This window comes from Truepera sp. (genome assembly GCA_032027045.1).
In the GTDB taxonomy this organism is placed as follows: domain Bacteria; phylum Deinococcota; class Deinococci; order Deinococcales; family Trueperaceae; genus JAAYYF01.
The window spans coordinates 1,425,955-1,443,590 of sequence record JAVSMU010000001.1 but is presented as its reverse complement, the minus strand read 5'-3'; the positions used below and the strand labels follow the sequence as shown (position 1 = coordinate 1,443,590).

The window sequence follows — 17,636 nt, the reverse complement described above, 5'->3', positions numbered from 1 at the left end:
CCCGCCGCCCTAGGTTCGTGGGGCGTACATGATGACGAGCACCCCTGCGAGGGCGAGGCCGGCGCCGAGCAGGTCGAAGCGGTCGGGCCGCACGTCGTCGACCAGCCAGCCCCAGGCCAGCGCCATCGCGATGAAGACGCCGCCGTAGGCGGCGTAGACGCGACCGAAGTTGGCTGGCTGGAAGGCGGCGACCACACCGTACAGCGCGAGCGCCACACCCCCGGCCACGCCTAGCCAAGCGGGTTTGCCGTCCCGGAGCGAGACCCAGATGAGGTAGCCGCCGCCGATCTCGCACAGGCCGGCCAGCAGGAAGAGGCTCAAGGATCGGACGAGGTCCATGCTCTAACTCTAGGGGGTGGCGCCCCGGCCGGGCCTCACCTAGGAAGGACGTCGCCGGCAAGGAACTCCCGCACGCCGTCGTCCCCTTCGAGCGTAAGCGTGAGGGTGGCGCCATCGGGCTCGAACGCGACGACGATACGCAGGAACGGGCAGCAACGCTGTTCGAGGGCGGCCAGCTCCACCAGGTCACGCGCGAGGTCCGGCCGAGCCGGGAGGCGGAAGGCGACCCCGCTCGCGGTCGCCTGCGGCTCGGGCGCGAGGGCGCGCACCTGCTTCCACAGGCTGGCGTGGCGCTCGCGCTCCTCTAGGGTGAGGGCGGTCAGGTCGCACGCCAGCGCCGGACGATTACTCGTATCGGTGGTGATCATTGCTCCTCGTGGGGGCGGCCGTGGGCTCACGGCTCACTCCGCGCGTCGGCGCGCCTGATGACGCCCGTGAGGTGGGTGCCGGGCGCGATGGTGTTGAATACGGTGCCGAAGCGCTTGACGTTCTCGTGCAGCAGCGCGAGGCGCCGGTCGTCCTCGTCGGTGTCGAGGATGATCTCGTACTCGATCGACTCCATGCGCGGCGGCACATCCTGTCTCACGCCACTGACGCGCACCTCGAGGCCACGCGCCTGGAAGCCGATGGTGGGCGTGACGCGCTCGATGCCTTTGATGATGCAGGCGGCCAGGGCGGCGAGGAGGAGTTCGGCGGGGTTGAAGGCGTCGACGCGGCCCTTTAGGTCGGTATCGAGGGTGATCTCGGCCTGCTTCGTGCGCGCCGCACTGCCGTGGGCGTCTTGGCGCACGGCGGCCACCGAGAACCTTAGCTTCTGGTCGGGCTGGGCCATCACCGGCCTCGCGTAGGTCGGCTGGCGGCGGGGTGTCCTCCAGTATTGGCGCGACCCGGGAGGCTCTGGGCCGGGTTCGTGCCGTCCATTTCGTCGCGCCAGCCCTTCTGGCTGCGGACGCTGTTGTGGCTGCAGAGGAACGGCACGCTTGGCTTGCTCATCACGCGCTCGCCCCCTTGGCGGCGGCCCCGAGGTCGGTCTCGGTCGGCGTGCGGCCCCCGGCCAGGGCGTGCACGAGCGCACGGCTGGTGGCGCCGATGGCGTCGCGCACCTCGCGCCAGCGCTCGAGGCCCTGGCCGCTGGGGTCGGGGAAGGATACGTGCAGGCGCGTGGTGCGCGCGGGGTAGGCGGGGCAGGCCTCGTTGGCGGCGTCGCACACGGTCAGCACCAGGTCGAACTCCCAGGGGTCGGGCAGGTCGTGGAGCGTCTTGGAGGCGTGGGCCGAGATGTCGATGCCCACCTCGCGCATGACCTGGATGGCTTCGGGCTTGACGCGCGTGGCCTCGGTGCCGGCGGAGTGCACCTCGGCGGTGAGCCCGGCTTCGGCTGCGTGGTGGCGGAGCCAGCCCTCGGCCATCTGGCTGCGGGCGCTGTTGTGGGTGCACAGGACCAGGATCCTCATCGCGATGCTCCTTCGAGGCGTTCGGCTAACGCGGCGGTGGGGGCGCACGCTTCCTCGGCGGCGGCCAGCACGCCCGCCGGCGCGGGGGTGGGGGGCTTAAAGAGGCGGCCGCGCAGCCACAGCGCCGCGCCCACCAGGCCGATGAGCAGGGGCACCTCCACGAGCGGGCCGATGACGGCGGCGAAGGCGACGCCGGAGCCGAGGCCGAAGACGCTGACGGCCACGGCGAGGGCGAGCTCGAAGTTGTTGCTGGCGGCGGTGAACGACAGGGTGGCCGTCTTCGAGTAGTCGGCGCCTACCGCCTTGCCCATGAGGAACGACACCAGGAACATGATCACGAAGTAGAGCACCAGCGGCGCGGCGATGAGGAGCACGTCCAGCGGGCTCGTCAGGAGCGTGCCGCCCTGGAGGCCGAACATCATCACGATGGTGAAGAGCAGCGCTATGAGGGTGAGGGGGCTGATGCGGGGGAGGAGGACGTCGTCGAACCACGCCTGGCCCTTGCGGGGGATGAGCAGCGCGCGGGTGAGGAGCCCGGCGGCGAAGGGGACGCCCAGGTAGATGAGCACGGCGCCGGCGATCTCGCCCATGGAGATGTCGACCACGCTGCCCTGCAGGCCGAGGAGGCCCGGCAGCACGGTGATGAAGAGCCAGGCGTAGGCGCCGAAGAAGAGGATCTGGAAGACGCTGTTGAACGCCACCAGGCCGGCGGCGTAGTCGTTGTCGCCTTCGGCGAGCTCGTTCCACACCAGCACCATGGCGATGCAGCGCGCCAGGCCGATGAGGATGAGGCCCGTCATGTACTCGGGGTGGCCGCGTAGGAAGATGACGGCCAGTGCGAACATCAGCACGGGCCCGATGAGCCAGTTCTGCAGTAGCGACAGGCCCAGCAGGCGCCCGTTGCGGAACACCTGCGGCAGCTTGCCGTAGCGCACCTTGGCTAACGGTGGGTACATCATCACGATGAGGCCGATGGCGATGGGGATGTTGGTGGCGCCCACCGACAGGCCGTCGAGGAGGCGCCCGAAGCTGGGCGCGCTCGCGCCCAGCGCCACGCCCAAGGCCATGGCGGCGAAGATCCACACCGTCAGGTAGCGGTCGAGGAGTGAGAGGCGCTTGGTCATGCGGGGGCCAATTCGGAGCGTGCTTCGGCCGCGGCGGCGAAGCCCTCGAGGGTGGTGGCCAGCTCCCGGAGCGCCTCAGGGACCAGCTCGTAGTAGACCCAGCGTCCGCGGCGCTCGCCCGTTACCAGGCCGGCGTCGACGAGCTGCTTCATGTGGTGGCTGACAGTGGGCTGGGTGAGCTCGAGGTAGGTCTCCAGGTCGCAGCCGCACACGCCGTCGTCACGGGTGCAGTAGCTCTCCACCGGCGCGGCGAGGAACTGCAGGATCTTGAAGCGCGTGGGATCGCCCAGCAGCTTCAGCTTGTCGGGGTACTCGTCCATGGCATCGATGCTAATCGATGGCATAGACAGGTGTCTATGGGGCGGAAGCCCCGCCAACTCCGCAACGGGCATTGACGAGCGTCAATGCATAGACTACTGTCTATGTGGCGGCCGATGGCGTCCCGAGCCCGCGATCCTCTTTCAAGCGGCTCGTGACGATAGACCGCCGCCAAGACACCTTACGGACAGGCAGGAGCCATCCATGACCACTGCGGAGTTCATCGCTCGACTCGAATCCCACACTGACGAGCCCCTCATCTTCAGTGCCGCCGGCGCCCGCGTGCCGGGCGGCTACCACGTGACCGAGTTCAAGGCCACGAGCGTCAATGCCATGGACTGCGGCGGCCGTGCCGCCGACTGGCATGAGCTCGTTCTGCAGGTGTTGCCGCCCGCCGCTGACGAGGTAGAGGCGCCCATGAGCGTCGGTAAGTTCCTCTCGATCTACCGGCGCGTGGCCAACGCCCTGCCCGTTCCAGAGGGCGCGTTGGTGCGGATCGAATACGGCGCAGCCGGTGAGCGCGCCGTCAGCTACCCGGTCGCTGCCATAGCGACACGTGCCGAGGGCGTGATAGTCGAGCTGACGGCGCCGACCGTCGCCTGCAAGGCCAACGACCACACCGTGGGCAACGTCCCCACGGTGGCCGCTCACGCAGCGCTCGTGGATGGCTCCCGCGCTCAAGCGGTCCAAGCTACCGGCTGCTGCGCGCCCGCGGTGAGCGGCTCGACGTCATCGGCCTGCTGCGCGTAGGTCTGCTGCCAGCGCTGCGCACCCAGCAGGAGCACGGGCCGAACGCGCCCTTTGGTTATCGGGAACTGCGGCGTCACGCGCAGTGCTTTACGCTCAACCACCTCCGCGTACGACGGCCGCGGCAGGGGATACCTTGCGGACGTCGAGCACCGGCTCGCTGGGCACGCCCTCGTCCTGGAGTAAGGCGCTCGCAGTTTCGTTGTGCTCTGCCGCCGTTTGAGACGCTCCCTCCTACGGGCGCCACATGATAAGGAGGGTTATCCGACCCCCACCGGCTCGGGCTCGTGAAGAGCTCGTCATCTTAGGGTTCAGGCTGTACCTTTCAACCAACTGGGTGGAAGCCGTCATTTGTCCATCAAGGCGGGCGAACTCCAAACCGCATTTGCCAGAGTCGCCGAGCGTGCAGTTCTCATCGCTGGCGGCCGAATAGGTGAGCGCGCGCTGCGCCTTACCGGGTTATCCTCGTCGGAGGCCCACAGCTTGGTGACGACCGCACTCCAGCGGCATTTGAGCACGAGATGTCCGGCCGAACCAGGTCTGATTCGTGGCTGCGCGTCAAGTCCTTGGAGGCGGTCCCTTGGCTGGTTTCGGCACTACTTCGCGGTCTTTATTAGCTACTGTTGGCGCTGGCTCTCTGCGGTGCGTGCGACGGCACCGCTGGCTGTCGGTGCTGTGATGCGTCGTCTGCAGGCCTGCTCGTCGGAGCCTCAAGTTCAACCGGCGATCTCACTTGAGTTTCCGATCTCATTGGGACTTCATCGGGCCCCTTTGTCGCCGCGTTTTGTTGCGGTTCCCGAGGTATAGAAGCATGGCCAAGCCCCTTAGCGCTTGGAGGCGTGGGTTTACAGGTTGGTGGAGGACCACCAATCGGTACCTCCGGCGTTTCATGTTGCCGCGGCTCCCATGGCTGAGGCGGACGGGATGGATTCTCACGGCCTTAACGATCGGTCTCGCCGCTTGGTGGGCACTAGATCCGCAGAGAGACGATCTCGAGCCCGTGGTAGTCCTGGTCGGCCTTTTTGGCTCCATTGTCAACACGTTTGCAGCTTGGGCAAACCCGTCCCTTTCGGGCCTCGGCCGTGATGATGTCTTCCGCCGGATCGCTGACTCCGATCCGGTGGCGGACTGGGAGACGGGCGCCGGAAGGAAGGGTGACCTGTTTTACTTCCGATGGGATAGCAACCTTCGCGTAGAGCGCGTCCGTGAGTTACGTGACAACTTCAGTGAGGAGTGGACGAGCCAGTTTCCCGACGCTAGTGGTTCGTACGCGGACGAGTACCACATCATGTTGGCCACGACTCCGATCGCCTCATTCACGATGGTCACGGTTGATGGCGGCCGTTACACGTTCCCGCTCCCCTTGCGGGACCACGATCGGCGTGTCACCCGCTTGCAGTATGTGCTCGCAAGGATATTCGAGCTTGGGGACAAGTCCGGGGAGCGACAGGAGTGGGAGACGCTGGATGCGCAGATGAAACGACGCGGTTTCACTATCGTTGAGCAAGCGACGTTGGCGGTGTCTGACTAGCTGGGTAAGAGTGAGGCTGCTGGGTGCGAGCCCATGAGCGGTCAGAACGAAGCCAGCGCCTTGACGTTGTGAGAACCCCGTAACCGTGTGTTCGGTAACCTTGCCCTAACACAGGCCTATTAGCGGTGTTTCCGGGGTAGAACGGCCAGAGGGGTCTAAAGATGGACGTTTTCGAGTTTCGCGACGGGTTGGTCGCGGACTACGCAGACTATGTAAAGAGCTTCATCCGCATCCGCGACGAGCGCATCCGGAGCGGGGTGGAGGAGAGCCTGCGTCGCGGGAGCCTGTGGCCCGAGCCGCTGCTCCAACTGAACCCGTCCTTCGCCCCGGGCGCCGTGCTGGACGACCTGGTGGCGTCCGGCGCGCTGCACGAGCAGTGCGGCCGAGTCTTCCGTGCGGGCAAGACCGACGAAGATCCCATCGGCAGCCCCATGCGCCTGCACCGCCACCAGGTCGAGGCGATCGACGTGGCCCGCGGTGGCCATGACTACGTAGTCACGACCGGCACGGGCTCGGGTAAGAGCCTGACGTACATCATCCCAATCGTCGATCACGTCCTGCGGGCTGGGAGCGGCAAGGGCCTGAAGGCGATCGTGGTCTACCCGATGAACGCCTTAGCCAACAGCCAAGAGGGGGAGCTAGAGAAGTTCCTCGTGAAGGGCTTCGACAAGCCGCCGGTGACGTTCAGGCGCTACACGGGACAGGAGTCGCACGAGGAGAAGCAGGAGATCATCCAGAACCCGCCGGATGTGCTGCTGACGAACTACGTGATGCTGGAGCTGATCCTCACGCGCCCGCAGGAGCGGCGCCTGGTCGAGGCGGCCGAGGGCCTGCGTTTCTTGGTGTTCGACGAGCTGCACACGTACCGTGGCCGGCAGGGCTCCGACGTGGCCATGCTGATACGGCGCGTTCGCGAGCGTGCGGGAGGGCCGGAGCTGCAGTGCATCGGCACATCGGCCACCATGGCCAGCGAAGGCACGTTGGCCGACCGGCAGGCCAAGGTGGCCGAAGTGGCCAGCCGCATCTTCGGCGTGCCGGTCGCCGCCGACCACGTGATCGGCGAGACCCTACAGCGCGAAACGCCCGAGTTGGGCTTCGAAGAGCCTGGCGAGCTCCAAGCGCTGCGAGGCAACGTCGTCGGGTACACGCGCTTGAAGGAGCTCAGCCACGCTCAGCTCAAGTCGACGGCGCTCGCGTCGTGGATCGAGACGACCTTCGGTGTGACCCAGGAGCCCGGCACCGGCCGGTTGGTGCGCGCCCTACCGCGCCGACTGGGTGGTGAAAACGGCGCAGCGGAAGAGCTGGCTAGGCTCACGGGCCTGGAGCCCGAAGCGTGCGAGCGGGCGTTGAGGAGCACGCTCTTGGCGGGGAGCGAGGCGCGTGACGCGGCGAGCGGCCGCCCGCTGTTCGCGTTCCGGTTGCACCAGTTCATTAGCAAGGGCGACGCGATATACGCCACCGCCGAGGACCCGGCGCAGCGGCACGTGACGATGGCCGCCCAGCAGTTCGCGCCCGGGCGTGATCGTGAAGCGCTGCTGTTGCCGCTGGCGTTCTGTCGTGAATGCGGCCACGAGTACTACACGGTCTGGCGCGACCCGGCCACCGAGCGCTTCTCGGCGCGGCGCCTGGCCGACTCCAAAGGGCAGGCCGGCCTCACTGCCGGGTTCCTGTACGCCAGCGAGGACCGGCCGTGGCCGGAGGAGGACTCGGACGACTACTACGCCCGGCTTCCTGACGACTGGCTCGAGGAGCGTGACGGCCAGACCAGGCTGCGCTCCCACCGGCGCACCGACCGGCCGCTCACGGTCTCCGTGCTGCCCGAGGGCCGTCAGGGTGCGGGCGGCAAGACCTACCAGTTCGTCGCCGCGCCGTTCAAGTTCTGCCTGGCGTGCGGGGTGACCTACCCGGGGCGCCAGGGCGACTTCTCGAAGCTGAACGTCTTCTCCAGCGAGGGCCGGGCGACCTCCACCACCATCCTGAGCCTGTCGGCGGTGCGCCGGTTGATGGAGTCAGACCTGGATGCCGAGGCGCGCAAGCTGCTCTCATTCACCGACAACCGGCAGGACGCGGCGCTGCAGGCGGGGCACTTCAACGACTTCGTCGAGGTCGGGTTGTTGCGTGGCGCGCTCTACCAGGCGGCGTACGAGGCGGGCGCGAACGGCCTGCAGCACCACGAGGTGGCGCAGAAGGTCTTCGGAGTGATGAACCTGGAGTTCGAGGAGTACGCCGCCGACCCCACCGTGTTCCTGGCCGCGAAGCGCCAGACAGAGGAGACCTTGCGGGACGTGCTGGCGTACCGCATCTTCCAAGACCTGAAACGCGGCTGGCGCCTGAACGCCCCCAACCTGGAGCAGGTGGGCCTCCTCGAAATCCGCTACCAGGACATTGAGGAACTGTGCGCCAGCGACGAGTACTGGCAGGGCCTGCACCCGGCGTTGTCAGGCGCGGCGCCTGAAGCGCGCTACGGTGTAGCCAAGGCACTGCTGGACCTGATGCGCCGCAGCCTGGCGATCAAGGCCGATCCTCTCGACAAGGACTTCCTGGAGCAGCTCAAAGCGCGGAGCGGCCAGCGCCTGACCGGCGAATGGGCGCTCAACGAGCGCGAGCGCCTGGAGTACGCCAGCGTGGCGCTGCCGCGCGCCCAGAGCAAGGGCGACACCCGCGAATGGGTCTACCTCTCCGGCCGCGGCGGCTTTGGCCGCTTCCTCCGGCGAGACGGTACCCTGCCGCACCTCGCCGAGCGGCCGAGCATTGAGCAGACCGAGGTCATCATCTGCGAGCTCTTGAAGATCCTGCAGCGGGCGGGCCTGGTGGCGGAGGTGCTGCCGCCAGGCAAGCCGGGCCAAGTGCCGGGCTACCAGGTCTACGCGGCCTCGCTGCGCTGGCACGCCGGTGACGGCACCCCCTATCACGACCCGCTGCGGGTGGTCGACCCGCCCGTGGGCGAGCGGAAGGCCAACGAGTTCTTCGAGCGCTACTACCAGGAGGTCGCCCGCAACCTCGGTGGCGTGCATGCCGCGGAGCACACGGCGCAGGTGTCGGCCGACGAGCGTGAGGAGCGCGAGCAGGCGTTCCGCACCGGGGACCTGCCGGTGCTGTACTGCTCGCCCACCATGGAGCTCGGGGTCGACATCGCGTCGCTGAACGTCGTGAACATGCGCAACGTGCCGCCGACGCCGGCCAACTACGCGCAGCGCAGCGGGCGCGCGGGCCGCAGCGGCCAGCCGGCGCTGGTGTTCACCTACTGCCTGAACTGGAACTCGCACGACGCGTACTTCTTCAAGCGCCAGGACCAGATGGTGGCGGGCGCCGTGGCGCCGCCCCGGTTAGACCTAAGCAACGAGGACCTGGTGCGCGCGCACGTTCACGCCATCTGGCTGTCGGAGACCGGCACGGACCTCGGCCGCAGCCTGGCCGACGTGCTCGACCTCGAGGCGCCGAACCTGCCCGTCAACGACCGGGTGGCCACCGAGACCTCGCACCAGAACGCGCTCATCCGCTCGCGCCAGCGGGCCGAGCGCGTCCTAGCGAGCATCGAAGGCGAGCTGGTGCAGGCGCCCTGGTACCACGCTGGCTGGCTCGACGAGACCCTCAAGCAGGTGCGCGCGCGGTTCGATCGGACGGCCGACCGCTGGCGCGGCCTCTACCTCGCGGCGGTCGACCAGATGGCCAGGCAGCACGCGGTGATCCTCGACGCCAGCGCCCCGGTGCAAAAGCGCCGGCAGGCGGAGCGGCTCTACCGCGAGGCGCGCATGCAGCGCGACCTGCTCATCGACTCTGAGTCGGCGATGGCATCGGACTTCTTCTCCTACCGCTACTTCGCCAGCGAGGGCTTCCTGCCGGGTTACTCGTTCCCGAGGTTGCCGCTGTCGGCGTTCATCCCCGGGCGCATGAACCGCACCGGCCGCGACGAGTACGTCTCGCGGCCGCGGTTCCTGGCGATCAGCGAGTTCGGGCCGCAAGCGATCGTCTACCACGATGGGGCCAAGTACCGCGTGAACCGGGTGCTGCTGCCGCCCGACCCCGAGGGACGGGACGGTGTTGCCGAGCAGGCGGCCAAGCGCTGCGAGGCGTGCGGCTACTTCCACCCGGTGACCGACAAGCTCGATTACGAGAACTGCGAGCGCTGCGGCGCGCGGCTGCCCACCGCGCTCACCTCGCTACTGCGCATGCAGAACGTGACCACCAAGCGCGTCGAGCGCATCTCCAGCGACGAGGAGGAGCGCCAGCGCCTCGGCTACGAGGTCATGACCGGCTACCGCTTCGCGGTGGAGCAGGGCGTCCTGCAGGCGCGCTCGGCCGGCGTGACGGTCGACGGGCAAGCAGTGGCGAACCTTGAGTTCGGCCAAGCCGCGACCATCTGGCGCATCAACCTGGGCTGGCGCCACCGCCAGAACCCCAACGACATCGGCTTCGCGCTCGACGTCGAGCGCGGCTTCTGGGCGAAGGAGTCCGAGCTTAGCGGGGAAGAACCGCACCTCGAGGAGGCCGACGACCCGCTCTCCAAGAGCGTGCGCAAGGTGGTCCCGTACGTCGAGGACCGCCGGAACCTGCTGGTGTGGCGGCCCACCGAGCATCTCGAGGTCGGCGTGATGGCCTCGCTGCAGGCGGCCCTGAAGACGGCCATCCAGGTCGAGTACCAGCTCGAGGACAACGAGCTGGCGGCGGAGCCGCTGCCGAGCCGGGACGAGCGCCGCGCGATCCTGTTCTTCGAGGCGGCCGAGGGCGGCGCGGGCGTGCTGCGGTCGCTGGTCGAGGACCCCGGCGCCATCGCGCGGGTAGCGCGCCGAGCGCTGGAGATCGCCCACTTCGACCCCGACACCGGCACGGACCTCGGTAAGGCCCCGGGGGCGCGCGAGCGCTGCGAGGCCGCCTGCTACGACTGCCTGATGAGCTACGGCAACCAGCGCGATCACGAGCACGTGGACCGCTTCGCGGTACGTGACCTGCTGCTCAGCCTCACGCGCGCGGCGGTGGCCGCCTCGCCATCCGCCGAGCCGCGCGCGGCGCACCTGGCGCGGTTGCGTAAGGCGTGCGACAGCGAGCTGGAGCGCTCGTTCCTCGACCTGCTGGAGGCTCAGGGCCTGCGCCTGCCGGACGCCGCGCAGCACTGCCTCGAGCTCCCTGGCGGGATGACGGTCCCGGACTTCTACTACGCCGAGCAGGGCGTGGCGGTCTACATCGATGGCCCGCCGCACGACTACCCCGACCGGCAGGAACGGGACCGCACGTTGACGGCGGCGATGCTCGACGTCGGGATCTCCGTGCTGCGGTTCCACCACAAGGATGATTGGGCGCGGCTGCTGCAGGAGCACGCTGCGCTTTTCGGAGGCGAAGGGTGACGTTCCAAGCAGGATCCCTGGTGAACGCGCGCGGGCGCGACTGGGTGGTGCAACCGGGCTCCGACGAGGAGTTCCTGGTGCTCAAGCCGTTGGGCGGCCGCGACGACGAGGTGACGGGCTTGCTCCTCGGGCTCGAGGAGGTCCGCGAGGCCACATTCGGGCTCCCAAACCCTGACGATGTTGGGGACGCGCGCTCGGCCGGGCTGCTGCGCGACGCCGCCCTGCTGTCGTTCCGCTCGAGCGCGGGGCCGTTCCGGAGCTTCGGGCGTATCGCTGTCGAACCGCGGCCCTACCAGCTCGTGCCGCTGCTCATGGCGCTGAAGCTCGACCCGGTCAGACTGCTCATCGCCGACGACGTGGGCATCGGCAAGACGGTCGAGGCGCTCCTGATCGCGCGCGAGCTCTCGGACCGGGGTGAGGTGAGCCGCTTCAGCGTGCTCTGCCCGCCGCACCTGGCCGACCAGTGGCGCACGGAGCTGAGCGAGAAGTTCCACATCGACCCCGTACTGGTGCTGCCCAGCACCGCATCCCGTCTGGAGCGCGACGTGGGATTCGCGCAGTCGATCTTCGAGCGCTACCCCTACACCATCGTCTCCACCGACTTCATAAAGAGCGACCGGCGCCGCGACGAGTTCCTGCGCTCCGCCCCCGAGCTGGTGATCGTCGACGAGGCCCACACCTGCGCCGACGCGGGCGAAGGGAGAGGCGGCCGGCACCAGCGCCACCGCCTGCTGAAGGGCCTGGCGGAGGACGAGGCGCGGCACCTGGTGCTGGTCACCGCCACGCCGCACTCGGGCAACGAGGGGGCGTTCCGGTCGCTGCTGGCGCTGCTCAGGCCGGAGTTCGCGCGCCTGCCCGAGGATCTGTCGGGCCGGGAGAACGAGCCGGTGCGGCGCGAGCTCGCGAAGCACTTCGTGCAGCGCAAGCGCGGTGACATCAAGCAGTATCTGGGCGCTGCCACCTTCTTCCCGGAGCGTGACGAGGCCGACGTGCCCTACCAGATCGGACGCGAGGCCAAGGCGCTGTTCGATAGAGTGCTCGCCTTCGCGCGCGAGGAGCTCAAGCAGGATGACGGCTCGCACCGCCAGCGCGTGCGCTGGTGGGCCATGCTCGGCCTGCTGCGCGCCCTAGCCAGCTCGCCTGCCGCGGCTGCCGCCACGCTGCGCAACCGCGCGGCGCCGGCCGACACCGACTCGGTGGCCGAAGCCGATGAGGTCGGGCGGCGCACCGTCCTCGACCTGATGGAGGAAGATGCCGCCGAGGGCGTCGACGTCACCCCCGGCAGCCAGGTGGAAGGCGAGCAGGCGGCCAACGCCTCGCGCCGGCGGCTGCTGGAGCTGGCCGAGGAAGCCGAGCGCCTCAAAGGCGCGAAGGACCAGAAGCTGACGACGCTCGCGGGGCTCCTCAAGGAGCAGCTCGAGGCCGGGCACGCGCCCATCGTCTTCTGCCGCTTCATCGACACGGCCGAGTACGTGGCGGAGGAGCTGCGCTCGCGCCTGCCGCGCGGGGTCGAGGTCGCGGCCATTACCGGCAACCTGCCGCCCGAGGAGCGCGAGGCGCGGGTGCTGGCGCTGGCCGAGCACGACAAGCGCGTGCTGGTTGCCACGGACTGCCTGAGCGAGGGCATCAACTTGCAGTCTCACTTCGACAGCGTGCTGCACTACGACCTGAGCTGGAACCCCACCCGGCACGAGCAGCGCGAGGGGCGCGTGGACCGCTACGGCCAGCCGCGCGAGCGCGTGCTGGTGCGCACCATGTACGGCACCGACAACCAGATCGACGGCATCGTTCTCGACGTGCTGCTGCGCAAGCACCGCACCATCCGAACCAGCCTGGGCATCAGCGTGCCGGTGCCGACCGACTCCGACCAGGTGGTGGAGGCGATCTTCGAGGGGCTGCTGCTGCGCGGCCTCGCCAACCGCAGCGCCGAGCAGGGCGTGCTCTTCGCCGACCTGGAGCAGTACCTGAAGCCCAAGACCGCCGACTTCAACCGCCGGTGGGACGCGGTGGCGGAGCGGGAGCGGCGCTCCCGCACGGTGTTCGCGCAGGAGACCATCAAGGTCGACGAGGTCGCACGCGAACTCGAAGAAGCCAAGGCGGCCGTGGGCGGCGCCGAGGTGGTTGAGCGCTTCGTGACCGACGCCGTGCGGGCGCACGGCGGCACCGTCAGCCCAGACCGCTTCGGGGCGCTGGGGTTCGACCTGCAGTACGCCCCCGAGGGGCTGCGCGAGAGCGTCAAGACCGAGCGGTTGACGGCGCGCTTCGAGCTTCCGGCTCGCGACGGCGAGACCTACCTCAGCCGCACCCACCCGTTCACCGAGGGCCTGGCCAGCTTCGTGCTGGACACGGCCCTCGACCCGCTCGCCGATGGCAAGGCCAAGCGCGCGGGCGCCATGCGTACCCGCTCTGTGGCCACCCGCACCACGCTGCTGCTGGCCCGGCTGCGCTACCACGTGGCCACCACCAAGGGGTCCGAGGCGTGGCAGACGCTGGCTGAGGAGACGCTGCCGCTGGCGTTCGCTGGCGCCGGCAGCGACCGCCGCTGGCTGGAGTTCGCGTCTGCAGAGCCGCTGCTCCACGCGGAGCCGGCGGGCAACCTGGCGCCGGTTCAGGCCCAGCAGTTCGTGGAGGCCGCGATCGCGGACCTCGACGACTTGGCTGGTTACCTGGGGGACCTCGCCCACGAACGGGCCGAGGGGCTACTGGACGCGCACCGGCGCGTGCGCACCGCGGCGGGCGCCAAGGGCCTGCGCTACGCGGTGGAACCGCTGCTGCCCGTCGACGTCCTCGGGATCTACGTCTTCCTCCCCCCAGCGCCGGGTGTCGCATGAAGGACAGCGCTTTCGCCACCACTATCAAGACCGAGGGGGCGCTGCTCCCCGCCGACCTGCTACGCCGCGTCCAAGCTGGCGACCGCACGCTGCCCGCTCTCACGCCAGAGGCCTACCACCTGCCAGGCGGGATGCGCCTCAACGAAGCCGCCAGCCGCGCCTGGAACGCCCTGCTCGGCGCCTGGACGACGTTCCAGGAGGCGCGCGAGCGCCTGCCCGAAGGCGACCTCGGCACCACGATCACGCGCGAGCGCTGGCTGCTGCCGCTCTTCCAGGAGCTCAACTACGGCCGCCTCCAAGCGCGGACCGCCGTCGAGATCGACGGCAAGAGCTACGCGGTATCGCACGGCTACGGGCACGCGCCCATTCACCTGGTGGGTTGCAACGTCGACCTGGACCGTCGCACGCGCGGGGTGGCGGGCGCCGCCACGGCCAGCCCGCACTCCCTGGTGCAGGAACTCCTGAACCGCAGCGACGAGCACCTGTGGGGTGTCGTCACTAACGGGCTGCGGCTGCGCGTGCTGCGCGACAACAAGAGCCTCACCCGGCAGGCGTTCCTCGAGTTCGAGCTCGAGGCGATGATGGAGGGCGAGCAGTACTCCGACTTCGTGCTGCTCTACTTGCTACTCCACCAAAGCCGCCTGGAGAGCAACAAGCCCGAGGAGTGCGTGCTCGAGCAGTGGTCGCGCGAGGCCGCCGAGACGGGCGCCAGGGCGCTCGACGGCCTGCGCGACGGCGTGGAGCGCGCCATCACCGCGCTCGGCAAGGGCTTCCTGCGCGGCACCAACTGCGAACTGAAGCGCAAGCTGCAGGAGGGGGAGCTCTCGCCCCAGGACTACTATCGGCAGCTCCTGCGCCTCGTCTACCGCCTGCTGTTCCTGTTCGTCGCGGAAGACCGGGACCTGCTCCACGCCCCCGGCGCTAGGACGGAGGCGCGTGAGAGGTACCGGCACTACTCCACCCAGCGCCTGCGGGAACTGGCGGCGGAGCTGCGCGGCAGCCGACACGGCGACCTGTACGAGGCACTCAAGGTGGTGATGCGAGCGCTGGGCAGCGGCGGCGAGCCGCGCCTCGGCCTGCCCGAGCTCGGCGGCTTCCTGTTCGCGGAGCGCGCGCTTCCCGAGCTTAACGATGCGAACCTGCCGAACGCCTACCTGCTGCAGGCGGTGCGGGCGCTGGCCTACACCCACACCAACGGGGTGCGGCGGCCGGTCGACTACAAGAACCTCGGCTCCGAGGAGCTCGGCAGCGTCTACGAGAGCCTGCTCGAGCTCCACCCCGAGGTGGACGCCTCCGCGAGCGACTTCGAGCTGAAGTCGGCGGCGGGCAACGAGCGCAAGACAACCGGCTCATACTACACGCCCTCGAGCCTCATAAGCCTACTGCTCGACTCCGCGCTGGATCCCGTCGTCGACGAGGCCGTGCGCGGCAAGGACCGGGAGGACGCCGAGCGCGCGCTCCTCGACCTCAAGGTCGTTGACCCGGCCGCTGGGAGCGGCCACTTCCTGATAGCCGCCGCCCAGCGCATCGCCAAGCGCCTCGCCGCCGTGCGCACCGGTGACGACGAGCCGGCCCCCGACGAAGTGCGGCGCGCGCTGCGCGACGTGATCGGCAACTGCATCTACGGCGTAGACGTCAACGAGATGGCCGCGGAGCTGTGCAAGGTCGCCCTGTGGATGGAGGCGATGGAGCCCGGCAAGCCGCTCACGTTCCTCGAGCACCACATCCGGGTCGGTAACAGCCTTTTCGGCACCACAAGGAAGCTGGTTGCGGAGGGTCTTCCAGACAACGCCTTCAACCCAATCGAGGGGGACGACAAGAAGTACGCCTCGGGCGTGAAGCGGCGCAACCGCGAGGAGCGCGGCGGCCAAGGGGCCCTGTTCGACACCGCGCCCAGCGCTTCAGCAACGGCCCTCGCCACGGCCTTCACGGAACTGTCGAACATGCCCACGGACACGCCCGAGCAGGTGCAAGCTAAGCAGGCGGCCTACGAGCGGTTGCTGGAGGACGAGCGCCTGTCCCGGGAGCAGCTCGCCCACGATGCCTGGTGTGCGGCGTTCGTGTGGCGCAAGGTAGAGGGGGCGCCCTTGCCTGTCACGACCGGCACGGTGCGGCGGGTGCTGCAGGCCGGCGGGCTCGATGAGGTCCGGCGTCGCGAGGTCGAGCGGCTCGCGACCTTGTACGGCTTCTTCGCCTGGGAGCTGACCTTCCCAGAGGTGTTCGGGGGCGAGAGGAGCGGCTTCGACGTCGTGCTCGGCAACCCGCCGTGGGAGCGCGTCAAGCTCCAGGAGAAGGAGTGGTTCGCCGCCCGCGACCCGGCCATCGCTAACGCCCGCAACGCCAGCGAACGCGGCCGTCTCATCCGGGCTCTCACCCAGTCCGACCCGAGCCTGCACGCAGCCTTCCTCGAGGACAAACGTAGAGCAGAGGGCGAAAGCCACTATGCCCGCAACTCAGGTCGCTACCCACTCACCGGCCGTGGCGACATAAACACCTATCCTCTCTTCGCGGAACTGGGTCGGAGCGTTCAAAGCACACGCGGGCGGTTGGGGATGGTGTTGCCTACCGGGATTGCTACTGATGACACGACAAAGTACTTTTTCCAGAATCTAATCGATGAGCGTGCACTAGTTCGAATATTCGACTTCGAGAACAAGCGCCGAATCTTCCCAGCAGTGGCGCCACCCCAGAAATTCTGCCTTATTACGCTAACTGGAGCTGGGAATCCGGTTACTGAATCAGAACTGGCATTCTTCATGCTTAGCGTAGAAGAGGTTCAAGACTCAGAAAAACGGTTCGTGCTTACCCCCGAGGAGATCAGATTGCTGAACCCGAACACAGGAACCTGTCCAGTTTTTCGGGCTCGGCGGGACGCTAATATTACTAAAGACATTTACCGGCGCGTGCCGGTGCTGGTGAACGAGCTGAGCGGGGAGAATCCGTGGGGAGTCTCGTTCATGCGTATGTTCGACATGGCGAACGACTCAGGATACTTTCGCACACTCGAAGAACTTGAAGCCGAGGGGTACGCACTTCAGGGGAACCGATTCGCGAGAGAAGGAAACGAAGAATTGCTACCCCTTTACGAGGCAAAGATGTTCCATCAATACAACCATAGGTATGGTACGTTCGAGGGAATCCCACCAGAGAAGCGCTTCGGTGTAAAGCCCCAAACGCAGCGCATTACCGCGGACTCTCTCTGTGATCCAGCGCTAGCGCCACTTCCTCGGTACTGGGTCGAACGTCAAGAGGTTGAGCGTGTCGTAAGACACGACTGGTGGAAGGCACTAGTCTTCCGCGACATCGTCAATGTCAACACAAATCGACGCACGGCGATATTTACCGCATTGCCAAGGGCTGCAGCAAACCACGTAGTGCAGTTCCTGATTGTTGAAGAAACGCAGGTGCCATTAGCCGCATTGTTAGCCAACCTTAACAGCCTAGTCTTCGACTACGTTACCAGGCAAAAGCTGGGCGGGAGTCACTTATCCTACTTCATAGTAAGGCAGTTACCTGCGCTTCCTCCGAGTTCGTACGGGTCGCATGACCTAGACTTTGTAATCCCACGAGTATTGGAGTTGAGTTTCACTTCTTGGGACCTCGAGGGCTTTGCCAAGGCACACGGATACGGTGGCCCTCCGTTCATTTTGAATGAAGAGCGCCGCTTGACTATTCTTGCTGAGCTAGACGCATACTTCTTCCTCCGTTATGGCCTCAACAAGACTGAAGTGGAGCACGTGCTCGACGCGTTTCCCATACTTCGAAGGCTTGACGAGGAAGCCTACGGTCGTTTTCGTACTAAAGAAGCGACACTGGAGGCTTTCTCCGCACTATCGGATTGCGGGTCTGACGTTTCTAAGTTCACCTCGGTCCTCCATCCGCCCCCTGCTGATGCAAGTGTCACCCATTGTGCGAGTACTAGGCCGAAGTTTGCCTGATTTCAAACATCG

The 17,636-nt window shown here is 67.6% G+C and carries 11 protein-coding genes; 5 read left to right on the top strand and 6 right to left on the bottom strand.

Translation table 11 applies throughout. The features are described from left to right. Positions 1 to 9 precede the first annotated feature (9 nt). From ROY82_06610 to ROY82_06585, 6 genes are all read right to left on the bottom strand, one after another. Positions 10 to 339, bottom strand: coding sequence for a YnfA family protein (locus ROY82_06610; protein MDT3682133.1), 330 nt, complete (start codon positions 337 to 339; stop codon positions 10 to 12). A gap of 35 nt (positions 340 to 374) precedes the next feature. After that, entirely contained in the window at positions 375 to 707 is a 333-nt protein-coding gene (locus ROY82_06605) for a hypothetical protein (GenBank protein MDT3682132.1), read from the bottom strand. A 26-nt stretch (positions 708 to 733) separates the two neighbouring features. Then, positions 734 to 1,171: an OsmC family protein gene (locus ROY82_06600; protein ID MDT3682131.1), complete on the bottom strand. Its 438-nt coding sequence runs from the start codon at positions 1,169 to 1,171 to the stop codon at positions 734 to 736. A gap of 160 nt (positions 1,172 to 1,331) precedes the next feature. Beyond that, positions 1,332 to 1,793, bottom strand: coding sequence for an arsenate reductase ArsC (locus ROY82_06595; GenBank protein MDT3682130.1), 462 nt, complete (start codon positions 1,791 to 1,793; stop codon positions 1,332 to 1,334). Next, positions 1,790 to 2,917, bottom strand: a complete 1,128-nt coding sequence (gene arsB / locus ROY82_06590) for an ACR3 family arsenite efflux transporter (protein MDT3682129.1) — start codon at positions 2,915 to 2,917, stop codon at positions 1,790 to 1,792. The genes ROY82_06595 and arsB overlap by 4 nt, the downstream gene beginning before the upstream one ends. After that, the gene (locus ROY82_06585) at positions 2,914 to 3,237 is read right to left on the bottom strand and encodes a metalloregulator ArsR/SmtB family transcription factor (GenBank protein MDT3682128.1); all 324 of its coding nucleotides are present in this window, start codon (positions 3,235 to 3,237) and stop codon (positions 2,914 to 2,916) included. Before ROY82_06585 ends, arsB begins: the two co-directional genes overlap by 4 nt. Positions 3,238 to 3,439: 202 nt before the next feature. Here ROY82_06585 and ROY82_06580 point away from each other — a divergent pair, with 202 nt between their 5' ends. The 5 genes from ROY82_06580 to ROY82_06560 all read left to right on the top strand — a co-directional run bounded on the left by ROY82_06580 (position 3,440) and on the right by ROY82_06560 (position 17,624). Further along, entirely contained in the window at positions 3,440 to 3,985 is a 546-nt protein-coding gene (locus tag ROY82_06580; protein ID MDT3682127.1) for a DUF6428 family protein, read from the top strand. Positions 3,986 to 4,982: 997 nt separating this feature from the next. After that, positions 4,983 to 5,513 (top strand): hypothetical protein, encoded by a 531-nt coding sequence (locus ROY82_06575; protein MDT3682126.1) that lies wholly within the window; start codon positions 4,983 to 4,985, stop codon positions 5,511 to 5,513. 161 nt (positions 5,514 to 5,674) lie between these two features. Next, positions 5,675 to 10,855, top strand: a complete 5,181-nt coding sequence (locus tag ROY82_06570; protein MDT3682125.1) for a DEAD/DEAH box helicase — start codon at positions 5,675 to 5,677, stop codon at positions 10,853 to 10,855. Beyond that, positions 10,852 to 13,686 (top strand): helicase-related protein, encoded by a 2,835-nt coding sequence (locus ROY82_06565; GenBank protein MDT3682124.1) that lies wholly within the window; start codon positions 10,852 to 10,854, stop codon positions 13,684 to 13,686. The genes ROY82_06570 and ROY82_06565 overlap by 4 nt, the downstream gene beginning before the upstream one ends. Next, positions 13,683 to 17,624 carry an N-6 DNA methylase gene (locus ROY82_06560; protein ID MDT3682123.1) on the top strand — a complete coding sequence of 1,314 codons (3,942 nt, stop codon included), beginning with the start codon at positions 13,683 to 13,685 and terminating at the stop codon, positions 17,622 to 17,624. Before ROY82_06565 ends, ROY82_06560 begins: the two co-directional genes overlap by 4 nt. Positions 17,625 to 17,636 lie beyond the last annotated feature (12 nt).

Coding starts and splice junctions, on each gene's coding strand:
- ROY82_06595 (MDT3682130.1), bottom strand. CDS start 1,793: ATGAGGATCCTGGTCCTGTGCACCCACAACAGCGCCCGCAGCCAGATG.
- ROY82_06600 (MDT3682131.1), bottom strand. CDS start 1,171: ATGGCCCAGCCCGACCAGAAGCTAAGGTTCTCGGTGGCCGCCGTGCGC.
- ROY82_06570 (MDT3682125.1), top strand. CDS start 5,675: ATGGACGTTTTCGAGTTTCGCGACGGGTTGGTCGCGGACTACGCAGAC.
- ROY82_06605 (MDT3682132.1), bottom strand. CDS start 707: ATGATCACCACCGATACGAGTAATCGTCCGGCGCTGGCGTGCGACCTG.
- ROY82_06580 (MDT3682127.1), top strand. CDS start 3,440: ATGACCACTGCGGAGTTCATCGCTCGACTCGAATCCCACACTGACGAG.
- arsB (MDT3682129.1), bottom strand. CDS start 2,917: ATGACCAAGCGCCTCTCACTCCTCGACCGCTACCTGACGGTGTGGATC.
- ROY82_06585 (MDT3682128.1), bottom strand. CDS start 3,237: ATGGACGAGTACCCCGACAAGCTGAAGCTGCTGGGCGATCCCACGCGC.
- ROY82_06610 (MDT3682133.1), bottom strand. CDS start 339: ATGGACCTCGTCCGATCCTTGAGCCTCTTCCTGCTGGCCGGCCTGTGC.
- ROY82_06560 (MDT3682123.1), top strand. CDS start 13,683: ATGAAGGACAGCGCTTTCGCCACCACTATCAAGACCGAGGGGGCGCTG.